The sequence below is a fragment of the Streptomyces hiroshimensis genome, from assembly GCF_014650335.1.
Lineage (GTDB): Bacteria > Actinomycetota > Actinomycetes > Streptomycetales > Streptomycetaceae > Streptomyces > Streptomyces hiroshimensis.
In genome coordinates this window covers 720,420-738,123 of record NZ_BMUT01000002.1, presented here as the reverse complement: position 1 = coordinate 738,123, position 17,704 = coordinate 720,420, and the positions used below count along the sequence as shown (strand labels likewise).

The window sequence follows — 17,704 nt, the reverse complement described above, 5'->3', positions numbered from 1 at the left end:
CCCCACTGACAATCGCCCCAGCTCAGACGGGATTTGACGGTGGCAGACGGTACGGTGTGGGGCATGGAGATCTGGATCAATCCCGCCTGTTCGAAGTGCCGCAGCGCCGTCGGCCTGCTCGACGCCGAGGGCGCGGGCTACACCGTCCGCCGCTACCTCGAGGACGTCCCCGGGGAGGACGAGATCCGCACGCTGCTCGACCGCCTCGGCCTGGAGCCGTGGGACATCACGCGGACCCAGGAGGCCGCGGCGAAGGAGCTCGGCCTCAAGGACTGGCCGCGCGAGGAGGCCGCACGGGAGCGGTGGATCGCCGCCCTCGCCGGGCACCCCAAGCTCATCCAGCGGCCGATCATCACGGCCGACGACGGCACGGCGGTGGTGGCCCGTACGGAGGAGGCCGTACGGGAAGCCCTGTCCCGGTCGCAGACGGCTCACTGACGGCCCGCTGATCATTAGCGGCCCGCTGACCGCTCGCTGACGGCCTCACCGGGCACCGGCCCGGCAGCGGCGGTATAACGGGTGGTGTGGCGTGCCCCGCCGAGGAGGGGCCATGAAGCACATATCCGGGATGCAGCAGCGCCCGCAGGACAGCGGCTATCTGCCCGTCGAGGACCACGGGATCATCGGCGATCTGCACACCGTGGCGCTCGTCGGCGTCGACGGCACGATCGACTGGTGCTGCCTGCCGCGCTTCGACGCGCCCTCCGTCTTCGGCTCCCTGCTCGACGCCGAGCGCGGCGGCTCGTTCTCCGTCACCGTCCGCGACGCGGAGCGCACCAAGCAGATGTACATGCCGGATTCGAACGTGCTGCTGACGCGCTTCCTGGGCCAGGAGTCCGTGGCCGAGCTCTACGACTTCATGGTGCCCGATCACCCGTCCTGCCCGGCCTCGGGCATCCGCCAGATCGTGCGCCAGGTCAGGGTGCTGCGCGGCCGGGCCACGATCGACGTGTACTGCCGGCCCGCCTTCGACTACGGCCGGGCCCCGCACGAGGTCCATGCGGTGGGCAACGCCGGGGTGACCTTCACCGGGCCGGCCGGTTTCCTCGTGCTGCGCTCCTCCGTGCCCCTGACGCCCGACGGCGCGGCGGCCCGTACGACGGTGACCCTGGAGCCCGGCCAGTCGTTGGAGCTCGCCGCGCAGTGGGACGGGGACGGGGCCGTACGGGAGGGCGTGCTGTGCCCGCTCGACGGCGCGGAGGCCGCCCGGCTGCTGGACAAGACGCTGCAGTACTGGGACGGCTGGCTGCGGCAGTCGCAGTACCGGGGCCGCTACCGCGAGGTGGTCGAGCGCTCGGCGCTGGCCCTGAAGCTGCTGGTCTACCAGCCGACCGGCGCCCTGGTCGCCGCCGCGACCACCTCCCTGCCCGAGTCCCCGGGCGGCGGCCGCAACTGGGACTACCGCTACACCTGGATCCGGGACGCCGCCTTCACCCTCTACGCCCTGATGCGGCTGGGCTTCACCGAGGAGGCCGCCGCCTTCATCGACTGGCTCCACCAGCGCTGCGCGCAGGTCCCGCCGGGCGCCGGGCTGCAGGTGCTGTACGGCGTCGACGGCCGCGCCGACCTGCCGGAGACCGTCCTGGACCACCTCTGCGGCTACCGCGGCGCGCGCCCGGTCCGCATCGGCAACGCCGCGGCCCGCCAGACCCAGCTCGACATCCACGGCGAGCTCATGGACTCCGTCTACCTGTACAACAAGCACGCCGAGCCCATCTCCTACGAGCTGTGGGAGGCGCTCGCCCGCCAGCTGGACTGGCTGCAGAAGAACTGGGAGGAGCCCGACGACGGGATCTGGGAGACCCGCGGCGGCCGACGGCGCTTCACGTACTCCGCGCTGATGACGTGGGTCGCCTTCGAGCGGGCCATGCGCATCGCGCGGCACCGCGGCATGCCTGCCCCCGTCGAACAGTGGCGGGACACCGCCGCGGCCGCCTACCGGTTCGTCCAGGACCACTGCTGGTCGCCGGAGCTCGGCGCCTACTGCCAGTACCCGGACAGCGCGACGCTCGACGCCTCGCTGCTGGTGATGCCGCTGGTGAAGTTCGCCGGGCCCAGGGACCCGCGGTTCCTGTCCACGGTGCGGCGGATCGAGGAGGAGCTGGTCAGCGACAGCCTCGTGCACCGCTACCGGACCGACGGCGGCGGCCGCGGTGACCGCGGCGACGGGAGCGGGGGCGGCGACGGGCTGGACGGCCAGGAGGGGACGTTCAACCTCTGCTCGTTCTGGTACGTCGAGGCGCTGGCCCGCTCGGGCCGGATCGGCGAGGCCCGCTATGTCTTCGAGAAGATGATCACGCACGCCAACCACCTCGGCCTCTACGCCGAGGAGATCGGGCCGGCGGGCGAGGCGCTCGGGAACTTCCCGCAGGCGTTCACCCACCTCGCCCTGATCAGCGCCGCCACGAACCTGGACCGCGCCATCGCGGCCCACCACGGTCCGGCGTCCCGGCACTGGCACGTGGGCTGAACGGGATCGCCTCAGCGGGATCACCTGAGCGGAATCACCCCAGCGGGATCACCTCAGGGGATCACCTCAGCGGGATCCCGAAGATCTCCTCCAGGCGCTTGACCGTCTCCGCCGGATCGCCGTCCAGGACGGTGGTCATGCCGAGGTCCTGGGCGGGCGGCAGATTCCGGGCGGAGTCGTCCACGAAGACGCAGGACTCGGCCGGGAGTTGCAGCTGTTTCAGGACGAGCGGGTAGATCCCCGGCTCCGGCTTGCGGATCCCGTGCCGCCCGGACAGCACCACGGCGTCGTACAGGGTGTCGAAGCCGTAGCCCCGGTAGGGGTCGTACGGCCCGGAGCCGAGGCTGTTGGAGAGGATCCCCGCCTTGACGCCCGCGCGGCGGGCCGCCTGGGCCGCGGCGAGCATCAGAGGTTCCGGTCTGAGGTCGGCCAGGACGCGGCCGATCAGGTCCGTGGGATCGACTCCGAGCAGGGTGGCGGTGCGCTCGTTCCACTCGGCCTGGGCGATTTCGCCGCGCTCCAGCCGGGCGTAGATCTCGCTCCCCTCCGGGTCCGCCGAGATGATCCGGAGAAAGGCATCCGGAGCGAGGCCCTCGCGCAGGCAGAAGGCCCGGGTGCACTCGGCGACCGGAGTGGTCAGGACCCCGCCGAAATCGAGAACGAGGCCCTGTCGCAGGGGCAGGGGCATGGGAACTCCTCACGGTGGGCCGGACACCACACCTCTTCCGGACATATCTCTTCCAACGGACTCAACGACTTATGCGCGCCCACGACACGAAGTCCCGGCACGAAGCTCGGTACAAAGTCCCGGCACGAAGTCGTCGTCCCGCGTAGGGGAATTGATCACCCGGAGGCTGTCCGGAAGTAACGCGGGCTGATTTGATGTGGGCGGCTCGTTCCCCAGCTCGCACTGGGGCACCTTCCGTCCCGGTGCCCCCGCCCCCCTCAGGGAGTTGCAGTGCCGATCCTCAAGCCCGCCCGAATGGCCTCCGCGCTCGCGACCGCGCTCGCCGCCGTCGCCCTCACGGCCGCCCTGCCGCAAACGGCCGCCCAGGCCACACCGGCCGGTTCCGCCGATTCCGCCGCTTCAGGCGCCGGCGCCGCCGTGCCGGAATTGAAGGTTCTGACATACAACGTGTTTCTCATGAGCAAGAACCTCTATCCCAACTGGGGGCAGGACCACCGCGCCGAGGCGATACCCGCAGCAGGCTTCTTCCAGGGCAATGACGTCGTCGTCCTGCAGGAGGCGTTCGACAACGGCGCCTCCGAGGCCCTGAAGGCGAATGCGGCCGGCCGGGGGTATCCGTACCAGACGCCGGTCGTCGGGCGCAGCAAGGACGGCTGGGACGCCACCGGCGGGAACTACTCGTCCACCACCCCGGAGGACGGCGGGGTGACGGTGCTCAGCAAGTGGCCGATCGTCCGCAAGGAGCAGGTGATCTACCAGGACGCGTGCGGTGCGGACTGGTGGTCCAACAAGGGCTTCGCCTACGTGGTGCTGAATGTGAACGGTACGAAGGTGCACGTGGTCGGCACGCACGCGCAGTCGACCGACAGCGGCTGCAAGGCGGGCGAGGCGGCGGCGGACCGGGCCAAGCAGTTCCGGCAGATCGACGCCTTCCTCGATGCGAAGAACATTCCTGCGAACGAGCAGGTCATGGTCGCCGGCGACCTGAATGTGGACTCGCACAGCAGCGAATACGCCGCCATGCTCGCGAACGCCGATCTCGCCCCGGCGGCGGAGCGCACCGGGCACCCCTACTCCTTCGACACGAAGGAGAACTCCATCGCGGCCTATCGCTATCCGGCGGACGGGCGCGAGGATCTGGACTACGTCCTGCACCGCAATGGCCACGCCCGCCCGGGGAACTGGAAGAACACGGTGGTCAAGGAGGCCTCCGCGCCCTGGACCGTCTCCAGCTGGGGCAAGGAGTACACCTACACCGACCTCAGTGACCACTATCCGGTAATCGCCGGAAACTCCTGACCGCAGCGGCCCGGGGCGTCCTAGGGTGACCGCATGGACGCACCCGAGTACCCGCCCAAACCCCGGCCCGGCGACCGCGTCGCGGTGATCTCACCGTCCTCGGGGCTGCCGGGCCTCTTCCCCCGCCCGTTCGAACTCGGGCTGCGGCGGCTGGAGTCGGAATTCGGGCTGCGTCCGGTGGAATATCCGACGACCCGGAAAATGGGGTCGAGCCCCGCCGAGCGGGCCGCGGATCTGCACGCGGCCTTCGCCGACCCGGGCATCACGGCCGTGTTCGCCGCCATCGGCGGGGACGACCAGATCACGGTACTGCCGCTGCTGGACCGCGAACTCGTCCGTGCTCACCCCAAACCGTTCTTCGGATACAGCGACAACACCGCCCTGCTGGCCTGGCTGAGCACCACGGGAGTCGTCGGATATCACGGCTGCAGCGTGATGGCGGAGCTCGGCCGGCCCGGTTCCCTGCACCCGCGGACGGCGGCCTCCCTGCGAGCCGCGCTCTTCACCCCCGGGCCGTACGAGCTCACGGCGCCCGGCGCGTCGAACGACGTGGACCGCCCCTGGGACGACCCGAAGACCTTCGCGAGCGAGCCGGTGCTCGCGCCCTGCGACGACTGGTCGTGGCGGAACGCCGGCCGTGTGGTGGAGGGCATCGCGTGGGGCGGCAATATCGAGGTGCTGTCGTGGCTGCTGATGGCGGACCGGGAGATCGGGGCTCCTGAGGCGTACGAGGGCCGTGTGCTGTTCCTGGAGACCTCGGAGGAGCTGCCGTCCGCCGAGGAGGTCTTCCGCATTCTGCGCAGCATGGGCGAGCGGGGGTTGCTGCAGCGGTTCTCCGCGCTGCTGATGGGGCGGGCGAAGGCATGGTCCTTCGGCCGGCCGCTGGGCCGCGAGGACGGTGCGGCGTACCGGCGGGCGCAGCGGGAGGCGGTGGAGCGCGCGCTGGACGCGTACGCCCCCGGGGCGACGGCGGTGTTCGACGTGGACCTGGGGCACACCGATCCGCAGCTGGTGATCCCGTACGGGGGCCTGGTGCGGGTGGACGGGCCGGCGCGGCGGATCACCGTCACGTACTGAGGGCCGCCCCACGGACTCCCCCACCGTCTCTCGACGGTCTCCCGACGGGATTGTCAGTGGTGGGTGCCAGGATTCTGCTACGCGGGCCGCCGATCGCGGGCGGGCCATCAGCGAGGGGGATTCCATGCTGCCCATCACCGTCAACACCGAGTCCGGAGAAGTCCGTTCGCACGTCACGGCCGGGGAGCTGACCGCACTCGTCGCCCGGCTGGGCGGGGAGGGCGACCACTTCGCGGTGGTCGAGCGCGCGGAGCCCGCGGCGGGCACGGAGGCCGGCGGCGATCACTACATCCAGACCTGGCGCGAGGGCGACGGGCCGTACGAGGTGGAGTACCGCGAGGGCACCGCCGAGCGGCACTTCGGGGTGCGGATGGACGGCGCCGGCGAGGTGGTGGCCGTGTTCCTGGCGTGGGCCCGGTGCGAGGAGGGGTGGGCGGACGGCCACGCCTGGGAGCAGGTCCGGTTTCCGGCGGACGAAGGCGAAGCAGAGGAAGAGGGCGAGGGAGGGGACGTAGGCCTTGATCCGGAGCTGCTGGCGGAGGCCGAGACGCTGGCGGGGCTGCTGATCCGGTGCGGGTTCGACACGGCCGGGGAGATCACCGAGGCCGTCTCCGACCACTTCCACGTGGACGGCGGCACGCCGCTCTCCGTGCCGGCCGCAGGCCGGATCGTGCGCCGCCTGTGGCGCGAGCGTCTGGCGGAGCAGGAGGGCTGGCCCGAGGTCACCGACGCCGACCGGGTGGCGGCGGCGTTCGCCGCGCTGAACGGCAGCGATGTCACGGCCCGGATGCACTTCGCCTGCTGCGGCACCTGCGCCTTCGCGGAGATCGGCGGCGAGGCGGCCGAGGGCGATCACGGCTACGTCTTCTTCCAGTACGAGGACACCCGGCACGCCGCGGACGGCGGCGCCCTCCTGCTGTCCTACGGGGCCCACGCCGCCGCCGGGGCGGAGCCGGGGACGGGGGACGGGGAGACCGCCGTCGCCGTCGGGCGCGAGGTGGTGGCCGCCCTCACGTCGGCGGGCCTGACCGTGCGCTGGGACGGCGACCCGGACCGGGCGATACGGGTCGAGCCGCTGGACTGGCGCAGGCGGCTGCCCGCGGCCTGAGGGGAAGAACAATCCGGAGTTGATTACTCCGCATTCGTCGGGGCGTTCACGGTGGTCCGCATCACGCCAAGATTGCGTATCCGCCTGCCCTCCGAGTCTGCTGTCCCGTCGCAGGTCATGCTTCAATAGGGGCATGGCCAGCTTCCAGAACACCGCGACGGGTCGCAGCGACCTCGAGCCCTTCTGGCCTTCCCGTCAGCACGACGACTTCGACCGAGTGTGTTGCCGCGCGACTTCCGCGCAGGCCCTCTCCTCCCGCTGACCCCCACGTCGAAGTCAGCTGCCGGTCCCCGGTCCCGGCCAACGGCCCCGCGCACACGCACGACCCCTCGACGGTCTCTCGCGCGAAAGAGCTGAGCTCTCCATGACGAATCTCCGTACCCTCACCGTGCCCGCCCCCTCCGCTGCGGCCATCGCCACGGCCACGGCCTCGTCCACCGCCACGCACCCCGTCCACCCCTCCCATACCGCGCAGCGCCACCGACTGCGGGCCGTCTCCCCGGACGACGTGCCGCCGGTCGCCGAGCTGCTGCACTCCGGTGCGGCCACGTGGATGCCGGCGCCGCAGCACACCGTGCCCTCCCTGCCGGGCCAGCCGCCGATGATCGGCTACCTGGTGCTGGTGCCGGCCGAGCAGCAGGCCCCCGAGTCCGCGTCCGCCGCCACCCACGGGGACGCGCTGGTGAGCATCGACCCCGAGCAGCGCACGGCCAGCGTGGCCGGGCGCCCGCTCGACCTCACGTACCTGGAGTTCGAGCTGCTGGCCCACCTGGTCGCGCACCCCCACCGGGTGCACACCCGCGACCAGTTGGTGACCACGGTGTGGGGCTACGGGCACGTGGGCGACGGCCGGACCGTGGACGTGCACGTGGCCCGCCTGCGCCGCAAGATGGGCGCCGAGCACCGCGCCTCGATCGTCACCGTCCGCCGCGTCGGCTACAAGTACGCGCCTCCGGCCGGCTTCTGATCTTCCTCCCTCGCGGCCGGAGACCGAGGTCAGAGGGGGGTTAGGTACACCCCCGGCCGGGGCGGTGCCCCCCGTGACGATCTTGCCCGCGGTGGTCGAGACTGGTTCCCGGGCCCGAGGGACGGGCTCGGGAACGTACTCGGGGGGACACCGGATGAAGGTCAGCAACGCACTACTGGCCGCTGCCCGCGGTCTGTGGCTGGCGATCTTCGGCATGGCGACATCGATCCTGCTGCTCACACTCACGCTGGTGTCGCTGGTCCTCACGGTGCTGGGGATCGGCCTGTTCACCACCCCGGTGATGCTGGCGGGCGTACGGGCCTACGCGGCCCTGCGGCGCCGCCAGGCACAGGCGTGGGCGGACGTGGGGATCCCCGATCCGTACCGGGCGCTGCCCGCCCGGCGCCCCGGTCTCGCGGGTCAGGTGGAGTACTGCACGGCCCTGCTCAAGGACCCCGCCACCTGGCGCGATCTGATGTGGCTGCCGGTGGATGCGGTGGCGGGCTCGTTCCTGGCCCTCCTGCCGGCCACCCTCTTCCTCTATCTGCCCTGGGGCTTCGTGCTGGCCCTCGGCGTCTGGAAGCCGATCGTCCGGGCGGACGGCGCCCAGTGGTACGCGTTCATCCCGGTCACCGACCAGTTCACCGCGAACCTGGCGGCCGGCCTCGGCTGTGCCCTGGCCGTCCTGGCCGTCTTCGTCGCGCGGCCGCTGCTGCGCCTGGACTTCCTGCTGGCCAGGCAGCTGCTGGCGCCCGGGTGGGCCACCCTCCGCGAGCGCGAGCTGGCGCAGCGCGTCGACCGGCTCACCGAGACGCGGCACGACGCCGTGGACGGCTCCGCCGCCGAGCTGCGCCGGATCGAGCGCGACCTGCACGACGGGGCGCAGGCCCGCCTGGTGGCGATGGGGATGAGCCTCGGCGCCATCGAGGCCCTGATCGAGTCGGATCCGGAGCGGGCCAAGAAGCTCGTCGCCGCGACCCGCGCCGACTCCGCCGAGGCCCTCACCGAGCTGCGCGACCTGGTGCGCGGCATCCATCCGCCGGTGCTCGCGGAGCGCGGCCTGGGCGACGCCTTGCGGGCCCTCGCGCTGCGGATGCGGATGCCCGTCGAGGTGGACGTCGAGCTGGCGGGCAGGGCCGCGGAGCCCGTCGAGACGGCCGCGTACTTCGCGGTGAGCGAGGTGCTCACCAACGCCGCCAAGCACTCGGGCGCCCGGCAGGTGTGGCTCGACGTGCACCACGCCGAGGGCATGCTGCGGATAGCGGTCACCGACGACGGCCGCGGCGGGGCCGTCGTTCCGGGCGGCCAGGGTGGCCCGGGCAGCCCGGCCGGGGCCACGGGCTCCGGGCTCGCCGGCATCGAGCGCCGCCTCGGCACGCTGGACGGCGTCCTGGCCGTCAGCAGCCCGGCCGGAGGCCCCACGATGGTGACGATGGAGATCCCCTGCGCCCTGCGCTGACGCGCCGCCGCGGCCCGCCGCCGCCTGCACCGGCGCCCGGTCCCCGCGGCCCCTGCGGGATCGGCGACGATGGGGGCGAACCGCCCCTGCCCGCCGGGCTGTCGTGGGGCGCCGCCCCTGCTCACGATGGAGTGCCCGTGCGCGTTGTGCTCGCCGAAGACCTGTTCCTGCTGAGGGACGGTCTGGTCCGGCTGCTGGAGGCGTACGGCTTCGAGATCGCCGCGGCCGTGGAGAGCGGCCCGGAGCTGTCGCGGGCCCTCGCCGAGCTGCGGCCGGACGTGGCGGTGGTGGACGTACGCCTGCCGCCGTCGTTCACCGACGAGGGCCTGCAGTGCGCCCTCGCGGCGCGGCGGGAGACGCCGGGCCTGCCGGTGCTGGTGCTGTCGCAGCACGTGGAGCAGCTGTACGCGCGGGAGCTGCTCGCCGACGGCAGCGGCGGGGTCGGCTATCTGCTCAAGGACCGGGTCTTCGACGCCGGGCAGTTCGTGGACGCGGTCCGCAGGGTCGCGGCGGGCGGCACGGCCATGGACCCGCAGGTGATCTCGCAGCTGCTGTCCCGGCGGGAGCAGGACCGGCCGATGGGCCGGCTGACGCCGCGCGAGCGCGAGGTGATCGAGCTGATGGCGCAGGGCCGGTCCAACGCGGCGATCGCCGCGCAGCTGCAGGTGACCGAGCGGGCGGTCGCGAAGCACACGTCGAACATCTTCGGCAAGCTCGGCCTGCCGCCGTCCGACGACGACAACCGCCGCGTCCTCGCGGTGCTGGCCTATCTCGACCGGGGCGATCCCGGCCGGGTCTGACCGGCCCGGGCTGACCCGCCACGGCCGACCGGCCCACCGGCACCCCGGCCGGGGCTGAACGCCGAGCGCGTCCCATTGCCCCCACCAGTGACGGCGGTTAACGTGCGCCGCGCACGCGTCCGTTGTCGCCTTCAGCACAGTGGGGAGCGCCATGACCGATCAGCCGGCCGTCCGGTCGACCGTTCAGCCGACCGATCAGCCGAACCCGTCGAGACGCCTGCTGCTGGGAGCCGCCGGTGCGGTCGGGGCCGGAGCCGCGCTCGCCGCCCACGCACCCGCCCGTGCCGCCGCCCGGGCCACCCACCGGGCCACCGACCGCGCGCCCTTCGACACCGCCCCCGCGAAAGCGGCGCTCGTACGGCTGCTGGGCGGGCACGCGGAGCAGTTCCGGCTCACTCCGCTCGCGGCGGCCGGGGGCGGGGACCGCTTCGAGGTCACCGGCCGCACGGGCCGGATCGAGGTGGCCGGGACGAGCCCGGCGGTGCTGCTGACGGGGGTGCACTGGTACCTCAAGTACGTGTGCGGCGCGCACATCACCTGGAGCGCCCGCCACGTCGATCTGCCGCGCATCCTGCCGGCCCCGGCCCGCCCGCTGAAACGTTCCACCGGGCTCCGGCACCGCTTCGCCCTCAACGACACCAACGACGGCTACACCTTCCCGTACGCCGACTGGGCCTACTGGGAGCGGATGATCGACGTCCTGGCCCTGCACGGCTGCAACGAGGTCCTGGTGATAAGCGGGCACGAGGCGGTCTACGAGCGCGTCCTGCGCGACTTCGGCTACACCGACGCCGAGGCCCGCGGCTGGCTGCCCGCCCCCTCCCACCAGCCGTGGTGGCTGCTGCAGAACCTCAGCGGCTACGGCGGCCCGCTCAGCCGGAAGCTCATCGACGCCCGCGCCGCCCTCGGGGCCCGGATCACCGCCCGGCTGCGCGAGCTGGGCATGGCGCCCGTCCTGCCCGGCTACTACGGGTCGGTGCCCGAGGGCTTCGCCGCGCGCAACGCGGACGCGCGCGTCGTCCCGCAGGGCGTCTGGCACGGCTTCCGGCGCCCGGACTGGCTCGACCCGCGCTGCGGCGCGTTCGCCCCCGTCGCCGCGTCCTTCTACCGCCACCAGGCCCGCCTCCTCGGCCCCGCGCAGCACTTCAAGATGGACCTGCTGCACGAGGGCGGCGCCGCGGGCGACGTGCCCGTCGCGGCCGCCGCCCGCGCCGTCGAGCAGGCCCTGCGCACCGCGCACCCGGAGGCGACCTGGGTGATCCTCGGTTGGGAGGACAACCCGCTGCCCGAGCTGCTCGGCGCGGTCGACCGGAAGCGGATGCTGATCGTCGACGGCATCTCCGACCGCTTCAAGGGCGTCACCGACCGCGAGAAGGACTGGGGCGGCACCCCGTACGCCTTCGGCAGCATCCCGAACTTCGGCGGGCGGACCACGCTCGGCGCCAAGACGCACGTGTGGGACGAGAAGTTCTTCGCGTGGCGCGACAAGCCCGGCAGCGCCCTGGCCGGCACGGCGTTCATGCCGGAGGGCGCCGACCGCGACCCCGCCGCCTTCGAGTACTTCTCCGAACTGGCCTGGCTGGAGCGCGCGCCGGACCGGGCGCAGTGGTTCGGCACGTACGCCGGATTCCGCTACGGCCGTGCGGACAAGGCGGCGCGGGAGGCGTGGACCGTGCTGGGCGAGACCGCCTACCGGCAGAGCGCGCCCGAGCGCAGCGACCCGCACGACAGCCTCTTCGCCGCGCGCCCGTCCCTCGGTGCCGACCGGGCCGCCGAGTACGCGCCGAGCGCCCCGTCCTACGACCCGGCCCGCTTCGACACCGTCCTCGCCTCGCTGCTCGGCGCCGCCGCCGGGCTGCGCGGCGCCGACACCTACCGCTACGACCTGGTCGACGTGGCCCGGCAGGCCGTCGCCCACCGCAGCCGGCAGCTGCTCCCCCAGCTCAAGGAGGCGTACGCGCGCAAGGACCTGGCCGCCTTCCGCGCCCTGTCCGCGCTGTGGCTGAAGCTGATGCGGCTCGCCGACGACATCGCGGGGACGCACAAGGCGTTCATGCTCGGCCCCTGGACCGCGGCCGCCCGGGCCATGGGCACCGACCCCGACGAGGCCGCCGAGCTGGAGCGCACCGCGCGCGCCCTCGTCACCGTGTGGGGCGGGCGGAGCACCTCCGACGGCGGGAAGCTGCACGACTACGCGAGCCGCGACTGGCACGGCCTCGTCGGCGACTTCTACCTGCCGCGGTGGCGCCGCGGGCTGGAGGAGCTGGAAGACGCGCTGCGGGCGGGGCGGGCGCCGCGGGCCGTGGACTGGTTCGCCATAGAGGAGTTCTGGACGCGCGAGCGCACCGAGCACGCGCAGCGGCCGGTGGGCGACCCGTACCGCACGGCGGTGCGCGTACGGGACACGCTGGCGGCCGCGCCCTACCAGGGGGCGCTCGCCGCCGCCCTGGAACCGGCGGCCGTCGCACCGGGCGGCACGGCGGCGCTCACCGTCTCCCTCACCAACGTCAACGGCTTCCGCGCCACCGGCCCCGTCGACCTCGCCGTCTCCGGCCTCGCGGCCGCCCGGCAGGGCCCGGTGTCCCTGCCGCGCCTGGCCCCCGGGGCCACGGGCTCGGCCCGCTGGCGCGTCACCACCCCCGCCGGCCCGCTGGAGCGGCCGCTGCAGCCCCTGCCGTACGAGGTGAGCGCCCGCTACGGGCCGCAGGGCGAGGCGCCCGTGCGGGCGGTGCGCGGCGGGACGCTGTTCCTGGCCGGCCCGCTGGCCCCCGAATGGCGGACGTTCACCAACAACGGCGCCGTCTTCGGCCAGTTGGGCGCGGACCGCTTCGCGATCGACGGCTCGGGCGACGACCTGTGGAGGCGGACCGAGGAGTTCGGCACGGTGTACCGGGCGGGCGCGCTCGCGGCCGGTGCGGGCGCGCATGTGCGCGTCCTCAGCCAGACGGACACGGGAAGCTGGGCGCGTACGGGCATCATCGTGCGCAACGCGCTCGGCACGCCGTGGTCGGCCGGAGCCGTGAACCTGGCGGTGACGCCGGGGCAGGGCGTGGTGCTGTCCTACGACGCGAACGGCGACGGCACGTTCGACGCCTACCGCCGGGTGACGGGCGTCCGGGCCCCTGTTTCCCTGCGCCTGACGCGCACCGGCGCCGAGACGTTCACCGCGGAGTACTCGACGGACGGCGAGGCGTGGCTCCCGGTCGCCACGGCGACGGTGCGGGGCGCTGCCGCGTGGCAGGACGCGGGGTTGTTCCTGACGGCGGGCAACGACGGCAGCGGGGTGCGGGGGACCGCGCAGTTCGCGGCTTGGGCCGTGGACGTGTAGGCCGGTTCGGCACCGCCGGATTCCACCGTCGTGGTCGCGCGCCGTTGCGGCGGGATTTTCCTTGCCTGCGGCAAGGGGCTGGTGGAAGGCTGCGCGCCGCCGCGACGGCGTCAAGCCCCCGCGGCGCAGCCCGGCGGTGCCGGACTGCCTCAAGGATCGGCCCTATACCCCTGCGGCAAGCAGCTCCGCTCTGGTCCGGGGCCGGTGGTCCGGGTGACCATAGGCCCGTGATGTCCCTGCCCCGGATTCCCCGGATCGCGCCCGTCTACGTCGGCGGGCTCCTCGCCGGCTCGTACGCCGTGCACCGCATGCTCTCCCCCGCCGCCCGCGACCGGATCCTGCGCCGCTGCTCGACCAATGTCGACAATCTCGACGCCGGTCGCTGGGACACCCTGGCGACCAGCGCGCTCCTCACCGAGGGGCCCCTGGAACTGCCCTACGCGCTGCTGCTCCTGGCCGTGCTCGGGTACGCGGAATACGCGTACGGCGCCTGGTGGGCGGCGGGCGCGTTCGTCCTCGGGCACGTGGGCGCATCGCTCCTGGTCTACCGGGGTCTGCGCGCCGTGCACGCCCCCGCGCACACGCGGTCCGCGACCGACGTCGGCCCGAGCTACGGGTATTACGCCGCCCTCGGCGCGCTCGGTGCGCTCCTCCCGCGCGGAGCGGCCCGCACGGGCGCGTACACCGCCCTCCTGGCCCTCTGCGCACGCCCCCTCCTGCACCGGCGCCCGGCCTTCACGGACGCGGGGCACCTGACCGCCCTGGGCCTCGGAATCGGCCTGGGGCAGGGGTGCGAGCGCGGGCTCGGTCTCCGTTCGGCACAATAACGGTAGATAAACGGCAGATATCTGAGCAATATCAGACACGCTGTGCGCTACAGACACAGGAGACGCCCGCATGCCGCAGTTCGACGCCTCGACGATCATCAACCTCCGCGACCTCGGAGGCATCGCGCTGACCGGCGACTCCGCCGTCCGCCCCGGCCTGCTGCTGCGCTCCGGCCAGCTCGACCGGCTCGACCCCGCCGCCGACCCCGCGGTCGCCGCCCTCGGCATCCACACGGTCGTGGACCTGCGTACCGAGCACGAGCGGGAGGAGCGGCCCGACCAGGTGCCGGACGGCGCCCGGCTGATCGTCGCGGACGTGATGGCCGACAGTGCGGCGGCCCGCGCGGCCGCCGGCGACGACGTGCCGGCCAGGCTCGACTCCGTGCTCGGCAACCCCGCCGTCGCCGAGGAGTACCTGGGCAACGGCAAGGCCGAGAAGCTGCTGTGCGAGTCGTACCGGGCCTTCGTCTCCTCCGAGTCCGCCTGTTCCGCCTACGGCCGCCTGCTGTCCGCACTCGCCGAGCCGGACTGCGGCCCGCTGCTCTTCCACTGCACGGCCGGCAAGGACCGCACCGGCTGGGCCGCCGCCGTGATCCTGCTGCTCCTGGGCGCGGACGAGGAGACGGTCCGCGCCGAGTACCTCGCGGTGAACCCGGCCGTGCGGAGCGCCTTCGCCCCCCTCATCGACCGCTTCACGACGGCGGGCGGCGACCCGGAGATCGCCGACGCGATCCTCGGGGTGCGCTCCGCCTACCTCACGGCGGCGCTGGAGGAGATGGACCGCGCCTACGGCGGGGTGGAGGCCTACGTCCGCGACGGCCTCGGCCTCCCGGACGACGCCGTCGACCGCATCCGCGCGCGCTGCATCGCCTGACGCACCCCGGGGGCCGCCGCACGCAAGGGTGAGGTGACCATCTCACCATTCACTCGTTCTACGGATCGTGGAGCAGCAAGCAACAGCCCCCCGCCCCCTCCCCTCCCCCGTCGACGTCGAGCAGGCCGAGGCCGCGCTCATCGAGCACTACCCGCGCCTGGTGCGCCTCGGGTATCTCGTCCTGCCGCCGTCGCTGGGCCGCAACCGCCGTGTGCTGACCGCGCACGCCCTCGCCCAGCGGGCGCTGCCGCGCAACCGCGTCGTGGCGGGCGAGCAGTCGGGCCTTCCGGTGCCGGCGCCGCGCGGTCCCGACGGCTCCCCCGCCGACCCCGGCTATGCCTATGTGCGGCTGCGGGTCCTGCGGGCGGCGCTGGAGGCCGGCCGGCCGCGCGGGCGCTGGCAGTTGCCGCGCCCCGGCCAGCTGCCCCCGCTGCTGCCGCAGGTGTGGGGGCTGCGGCTGTTCCCCCGCTCGGGCGGCGCCGACGAGCTCGCGCTGGACCAGGCGCTGGCCTCCCTGTCGGGCCCCGGCCGTGCGGCGTACGTCCTGCGCGCCCTGGAGCTGCCCGCCGACCGTGACGTGCGCCAGGTGCTGGCCGCGGCGGGGGTCGAGGACCCCGGGGCCGCGGTCCTCGAAGCGGACGGGCTGCGCGCGCCCGCCGGCAGCCGGGACGCCTCGCTGCTGGAGTCGATGGAGTTCGACCCCTGTTCCCTGCAGGCCCGGCCGACGGACCTGATGCGCCGCCGCCAGCACACCCGGGCGGCCCTCGCGGCCCTGGCGGCGGCCGTGGTGTGCGGGATACTCCTCGGCCTGCCGGGCGACGGCTGGGGGCCCGACGGCGCGGCCGCCCCGCCCTACGCGGAGAACGCCGCGGCGCAACAGGCCCTCGACCCCGCCAAGTTGACGAAGGCGGCGCCCGGCGCCTGGAAGACCGCCGACCGCCCCGGCTTCGCCTCCTGGCCCGCCCGCGGCGACCGCCTCGGCGACCGCGAGCTGCTGCACCGCGCCCTCGCCGTGTGGGCGCGGCCCGGCCGCTCGGTCCAGGTGACGGCCACGCCCGGCACCCCGTCCGGGCCCGCCGCGGGCCCGCCCCAGCTGCTGTACGCGGGCGAGGTCGGCCAGGCGGCGGTCGTCCTGCTCCACGACGGGCTGCGCGTCGTGCGCTACGCCGAGTCGAAGAGCGGCGACGCCGGGGCCGCCGCGCTGGACTTCGCCCGGACCGACGCCGCGGACGCCGACACCGCGACGGCCGTCGTCGTGGGCCGCGCCGACAACAACGTCCGCTACCTGACCGCCCCTTGGGTCGACGGGGTCTCCGTGCGCGACCTCCTCAAGCCGGGCGAGGCGCCGATCCCGCTGCGCCGAGGCGCCGACGGCGTCACCGACCCGACGCCCAGCCCCGCCCCCACCAGCGACTGCCACGGCTGGCCCGCCCTGCAGATGGGCGACCGGCTCGTCACGGACCTGGGCGAGCTGACGCCCGCGCGCCTGACCACGGGCGCCCCCGCCGCCCCGCGCGACGTGAGCGGCGACCGGGCCCGGGCCGGCTGGGCGCACACCGCCTGCCACCTGCAGACCATGCGCGGCCAGGGCGTGCGCGCGGTCAACGCCTGGCCGTACGCGGCGCAGCAGCTGCCCGGCGGGGCCGGCAGCGCCGAGTGGACGTGCGCCCGCGCCGAGACGTGGCGGGGTGCGGGCAGCCGGGTGCTGGGCCTGTTCCAGGTGTCGGGCGCGCGGGCCGCCGCGCCGAGCACCGTCGTCGCCCGCGCCGAGGACGCCGCCGCCTGCGGAAGCCGCGACCCCCACGTCCTCGCGGGCGTGCTGTGGAAGTCGGCCGCCGGCACGTGGTACGCCCTGGCGGCGGCGGGCGGCGGCGACGTCCGCTCGGTCACGGCCTCGGGCGGGGTCCGCGGCAGCGCGCCCGGCGACCGGCTGGCCGTTCCGGCCGAGGCCGGGGCCCAGGCCGAGCTGAGCGCGCTCCTCGCCGACGGGCGGCGGCTTTCCACTCTGCGATAGCGGCGCTCCAGAAGCTGAAATAGAGTCAGCAGGCCGGAAACCAGGGGCGAATGACGGTTTCCGGTCTGCCCTAAGATGACCGCCATGAGGACCGGGATACGTCGCAGGATGGGTGTCGAGCAGCGCCGTGAGCAGCTGATCTCGGTCGCGCTCGAGCTGTTCGGCCACCGCTCCCCGGACGATGTCTCCATCGACGAGATAGCAGCCGCGGCCGGGATATCCCGGCCGCTCGTCTATCACTACTTCCCCGGCAAGCAGAGCCTCTACGAGGCCGCGCTCAGCCGCGCCGCGCAGGAGCTGTCGGCCCTCTTCGAAGAGCCCCGCGAAGGCCCGCTCGGCGCCCGCCTGCTGCGGGTGATGGGCCGCTTCTTCGACTACGTGGAGGACCACGGCACGGGCTTCGCCGCCCTCATGCGCGGCGGCCCCGCGGCGGGTTCCGGCAAGACCTGCGCCATGATCGACGGCGTGCGGCGCGCCGCGTACGCCGAGATGCTCGACCACCTGGGCATCCCCGCCCCCGGCCCGCGCCTGGACCTCGCCCTCCGGTCCTGGATCTCGCTCACGGAGACCACGGCCCTGCTCTGGCTCGACGGCCGCCGCATCCCGCGCGGCGAGCTGGAGCTGCAGCTCGTCCACGCCTTCGCGGCGCTCGCCGCCGTCAGCGCCGCCTACGACGACGGCATGGCGGCCGTCCTGCACCGCATCCTTGAGGACGAGCCGGTCCACGGGCCGTTCGCCGACCTCGTGAACCGGCTCGGCGCGGTGGCACCGCAGCCTCAGCCGACCTGACCGG

14 protein-coding genes are annotated in these 17,704 nt (G+C 73.9%); 13 read left to right on the top strand and 1 reads right to left on the bottom strand.

What is annotated here, in order from left to right:
* The first annotated feature begins 63 nt into the window (after nucleotides 1-63).
* Both IE241_RS08665 and IE241_RS08660 read left to right on the top strand, forming a co-directional pair.
* Nucleotides 64-438, top strand: coding sequence for an arsenate reductase family protein (locus IE241_RS08665; RefSeq protein WP_190021010.1), 375 nt, complete (start codon nucleotides 64-66; stop codon nucleotides 436-438).
* A 112-nt stretch (nucleotides 439-550) separates the two neighbouring features.
* On the top strand, nucleotides 551-2,470 hold the full coding sequence (locus IE241_RS08660) for a glycoside hydrolase family 15 protein (protein ID WP_229898926.1): 1,920 nt from the start codon (nucleotides 551-553) through the stop codon (nucleotides 2,468-2,470).
* 61 nt (nucleotides 2,471-2,531) lie between these two features.
* Here IE241_RS08660 and IE241_RS08655 read toward each other — a convergent pair whose 3' ends face one another.
* Entirely contained in the window at nucleotides 2,532-3,158 is a 627-nt protein-coding gene (locus IE241_RS08655; RefSeq protein ID WP_190021009.1) for an HAD-IA family hydrolase, read from the bottom strand.
* A 294-nt stretch (nucleotides 3,159-3,452) separates the two neighbouring features.
* Here IE241_RS08655 and sph point away from each other — a divergent pair, with 294 nt between their 5' ends.
* The 11 genes from sph (at nucleotide 3,453) to IE241_RS08600 (ending at nucleotide 17,700) form a co-directional block, all read left to right on the top strand.
* Nucleotides 3,453-4,457 carry a sphingomyelin phosphodiesterase gene (sph, locus tag IE241_RS08650; RefSeq protein WP_190021107.1) on the top strand — a complete coding sequence of 335 codons (1,005 nt, stop codon included), beginning with the start codon at nucleotides 3,453-3,455 and terminating at the stop codon, nucleotides 4,455-4,457.
* Between the two features lie 33 nt (nucleotides 4,458-4,490).
* Nucleotides 4,491-5,534, top strand: coding sequence for a S66 family peptidase (locus IE241_RS08645; protein WP_190021008.1), 1,044 nt, complete (start codon nucleotides 4,491-4,493; stop codon nucleotides 5,532-5,534).
* 124 nt (nucleotides 5,535-5,658) lie between these two features.
* Nucleotides 5,659-6,642 (top strand): DUF6891 domain-containing protein, encoded by a 984-nt coding sequence (locus tag IE241_RS08640; protein ID WP_190021007.1) that lies wholly within the window; start codon nucleotides 5,659-5,661, stop codon nucleotides 6,640-6,642.
* Nucleotides 6,643-7,006: 364 nt separating this feature from the next.
* Nucleotides 7,007-7,609 carry a winged helix-turn-helix domain-containing protein gene (locus IE241_RS08635; RefSeq protein ID WP_190021006.1) on the top strand — a complete coding sequence of 201 codons (603 nt, stop codon included), beginning with the start codon at nucleotides 7,007-7,009 and terminating at the stop codon, nucleotides 7,607-7,609.
* Between the two features lie 154 nt (nucleotides 7,610-7,763).
* Nucleotides 7,764-9,068 carry a sensor histidine kinase gene (locus IE241_RS08630; protein WP_190021005.1) on the top strand — a complete coding sequence of 435 codons (1,305 nt, stop codon included), beginning with the start codon at nucleotides 7,764-7,766 and terminating at the stop codon, nucleotides 9,066-9,068.
* Nucleotides 9,069-9,205: 137 nt separating this feature from the next.
* Nucleotides 9,206-9,868: a LuxR C-terminal-related transcriptional regulator gene (locus IE241_RS08625; RefSeq protein WP_190021004.1), complete on the top strand. Its 663-nt coding sequence runs from the start codon at nucleotides 9,206-9,208 to the stop codon at nucleotides 9,866-9,868.
* Nucleotides 9,869-10,019: 151 nt separating this feature from the next.
* On the top strand, nucleotides 10,020-13,196 hold the full coding sequence (locus IE241_RS08620; RefSeq protein ID WP_190021003.1) for an alpha-N-acetylglucosaminidase: 3,177 nt from the start codon (nucleotides 10,020-10,022) through the stop codon (nucleotides 13,194-13,196).
* A gap of 230 nt (nucleotides 13,197-13,426) precedes the next feature.
* Nucleotides 13,427-14,023, top strand: coding sequence for a rhomboid-like protein (locus IE241_RS08615; RefSeq protein ID WP_229898978.1), 597 nt, complete (start codon nucleotides 13,427-13,429; stop codon nucleotides 14,021-14,023).
* Between the two features lie 70 nt (nucleotides 14,024-14,093).
* Nucleotides 14,094-14,897 (top strand): tyrosine-protein phosphatase, encoded by an 804-nt coding sequence (locus IE241_RS08610; protein ID WP_190021002.1) that lies wholly within the window; start codon nucleotides 14,094-14,096, stop codon nucleotides 14,895-14,897.
* A 67-nt stretch (nucleotides 14,898-14,964) separates the two neighbouring features.
* The gene (locus IE241_RS08605) at nucleotides 14,965-16,911 is read left to right on the top strand and encodes a hypothetical protein (RefSeq protein ID WP_190021001.1); all 1,947 of its coding nucleotides are present in this window, start codon (nucleotides 14,965-14,967) and stop codon (nucleotides 16,909-16,911) included.
* 84 nt (nucleotides 16,912-16,995) lie between these two features.
* Nucleotides 16,996-17,700 (top strand): TetR/AcrR family transcriptional regulator, encoded by a 705-nt coding sequence (locus IE241_RS08600; protein WP_190021000.1) that lies wholly within the window; start codon nucleotides 16,996-16,998, stop codon nucleotides 17,698-17,700.
* Nucleotides 17,701-17,704 lie beyond the last annotated feature (4 nt).

Coding starts and splice junctions, on each gene's coding strand:
- IE241_RS08665 (WP_190021010.1), top strand. CDS start 64: ATGGAGATCTGGATCAATCCCGCCTGTTCGAAGTGCCGCAGCGCCGTC.
- IE241_RS08660 (WP_229898926.1), top strand. CDS start 551: ATGAAGCACATATCCGGGATGCAGCAGCGCCCGCAGGACAGCGGCTAT.
- IE241_RS08655 (WP_190021009.1), bottom strand. CDS start 3,158: ATGCCCCTGCCCCTGCGACAGGGCCTCGTTCTCGATTTCGGCGGGGTC.
- sph (WP_190021107.1), top strand. CDS start 3,453: ATGGCCTCCGCGCTCGCGACCGCGCTCGCCGCCGTCGCCCTCACGGCC.
- IE241_RS08645 (WP_190021008.1), top strand. CDS start 4,491: ATGGACGCACCCGAGTACCCGCCCAAACCCCGGCCCGGCGACCGCGTC.
- IE241_RS08640 (WP_190021007.1), top strand. CDS start 5,659: ATGCTGCCCATCACCGTCAACACCGAGTCCGGAGAAGTCCGTTCGCAC.
- IE241_RS08635 (WP_190021006.1), top strand. CDS start 7,007: ATGACGAATCTCCGTACCCTCACCGTGCCCGCCCCCTCCGCTGCGGCC.
- IE241_RS08630 (WP_190021005.1), top strand. CDS start 7,764: ATGAAGGTCAGCAACGCACTACTGGCCGCTGCCCGCGGTCTGTGGCTG.
- IE241_RS08620 (WP_190021003.1), top strand. CDS start 10,020: ATGACCGATCAGCCGGCCGTCCGGTCGACCGTTCAGCCGACCGATCAG.
- IE241_RS08615 (WP_229898978.1), top strand. CDS start 13,427: ATGTCCCTGCCCCGGATTCCCCGGATCGCGCCCGTCTACGTCGGCGGG.
- IE241_RS08610 (WP_190021002.1), top strand. CDS start 14,094: ATGCCGCAGTTCGACGCCTCGACGATCATCAACCTCCGCGACCTCGGA.
- IE241_RS08600 (WP_190021000.1), top strand. CDS start 16,996: ATGAGGACCGGGATACGTCGCAGGATGGGTGTCGAGCAGCGCCGTGAG.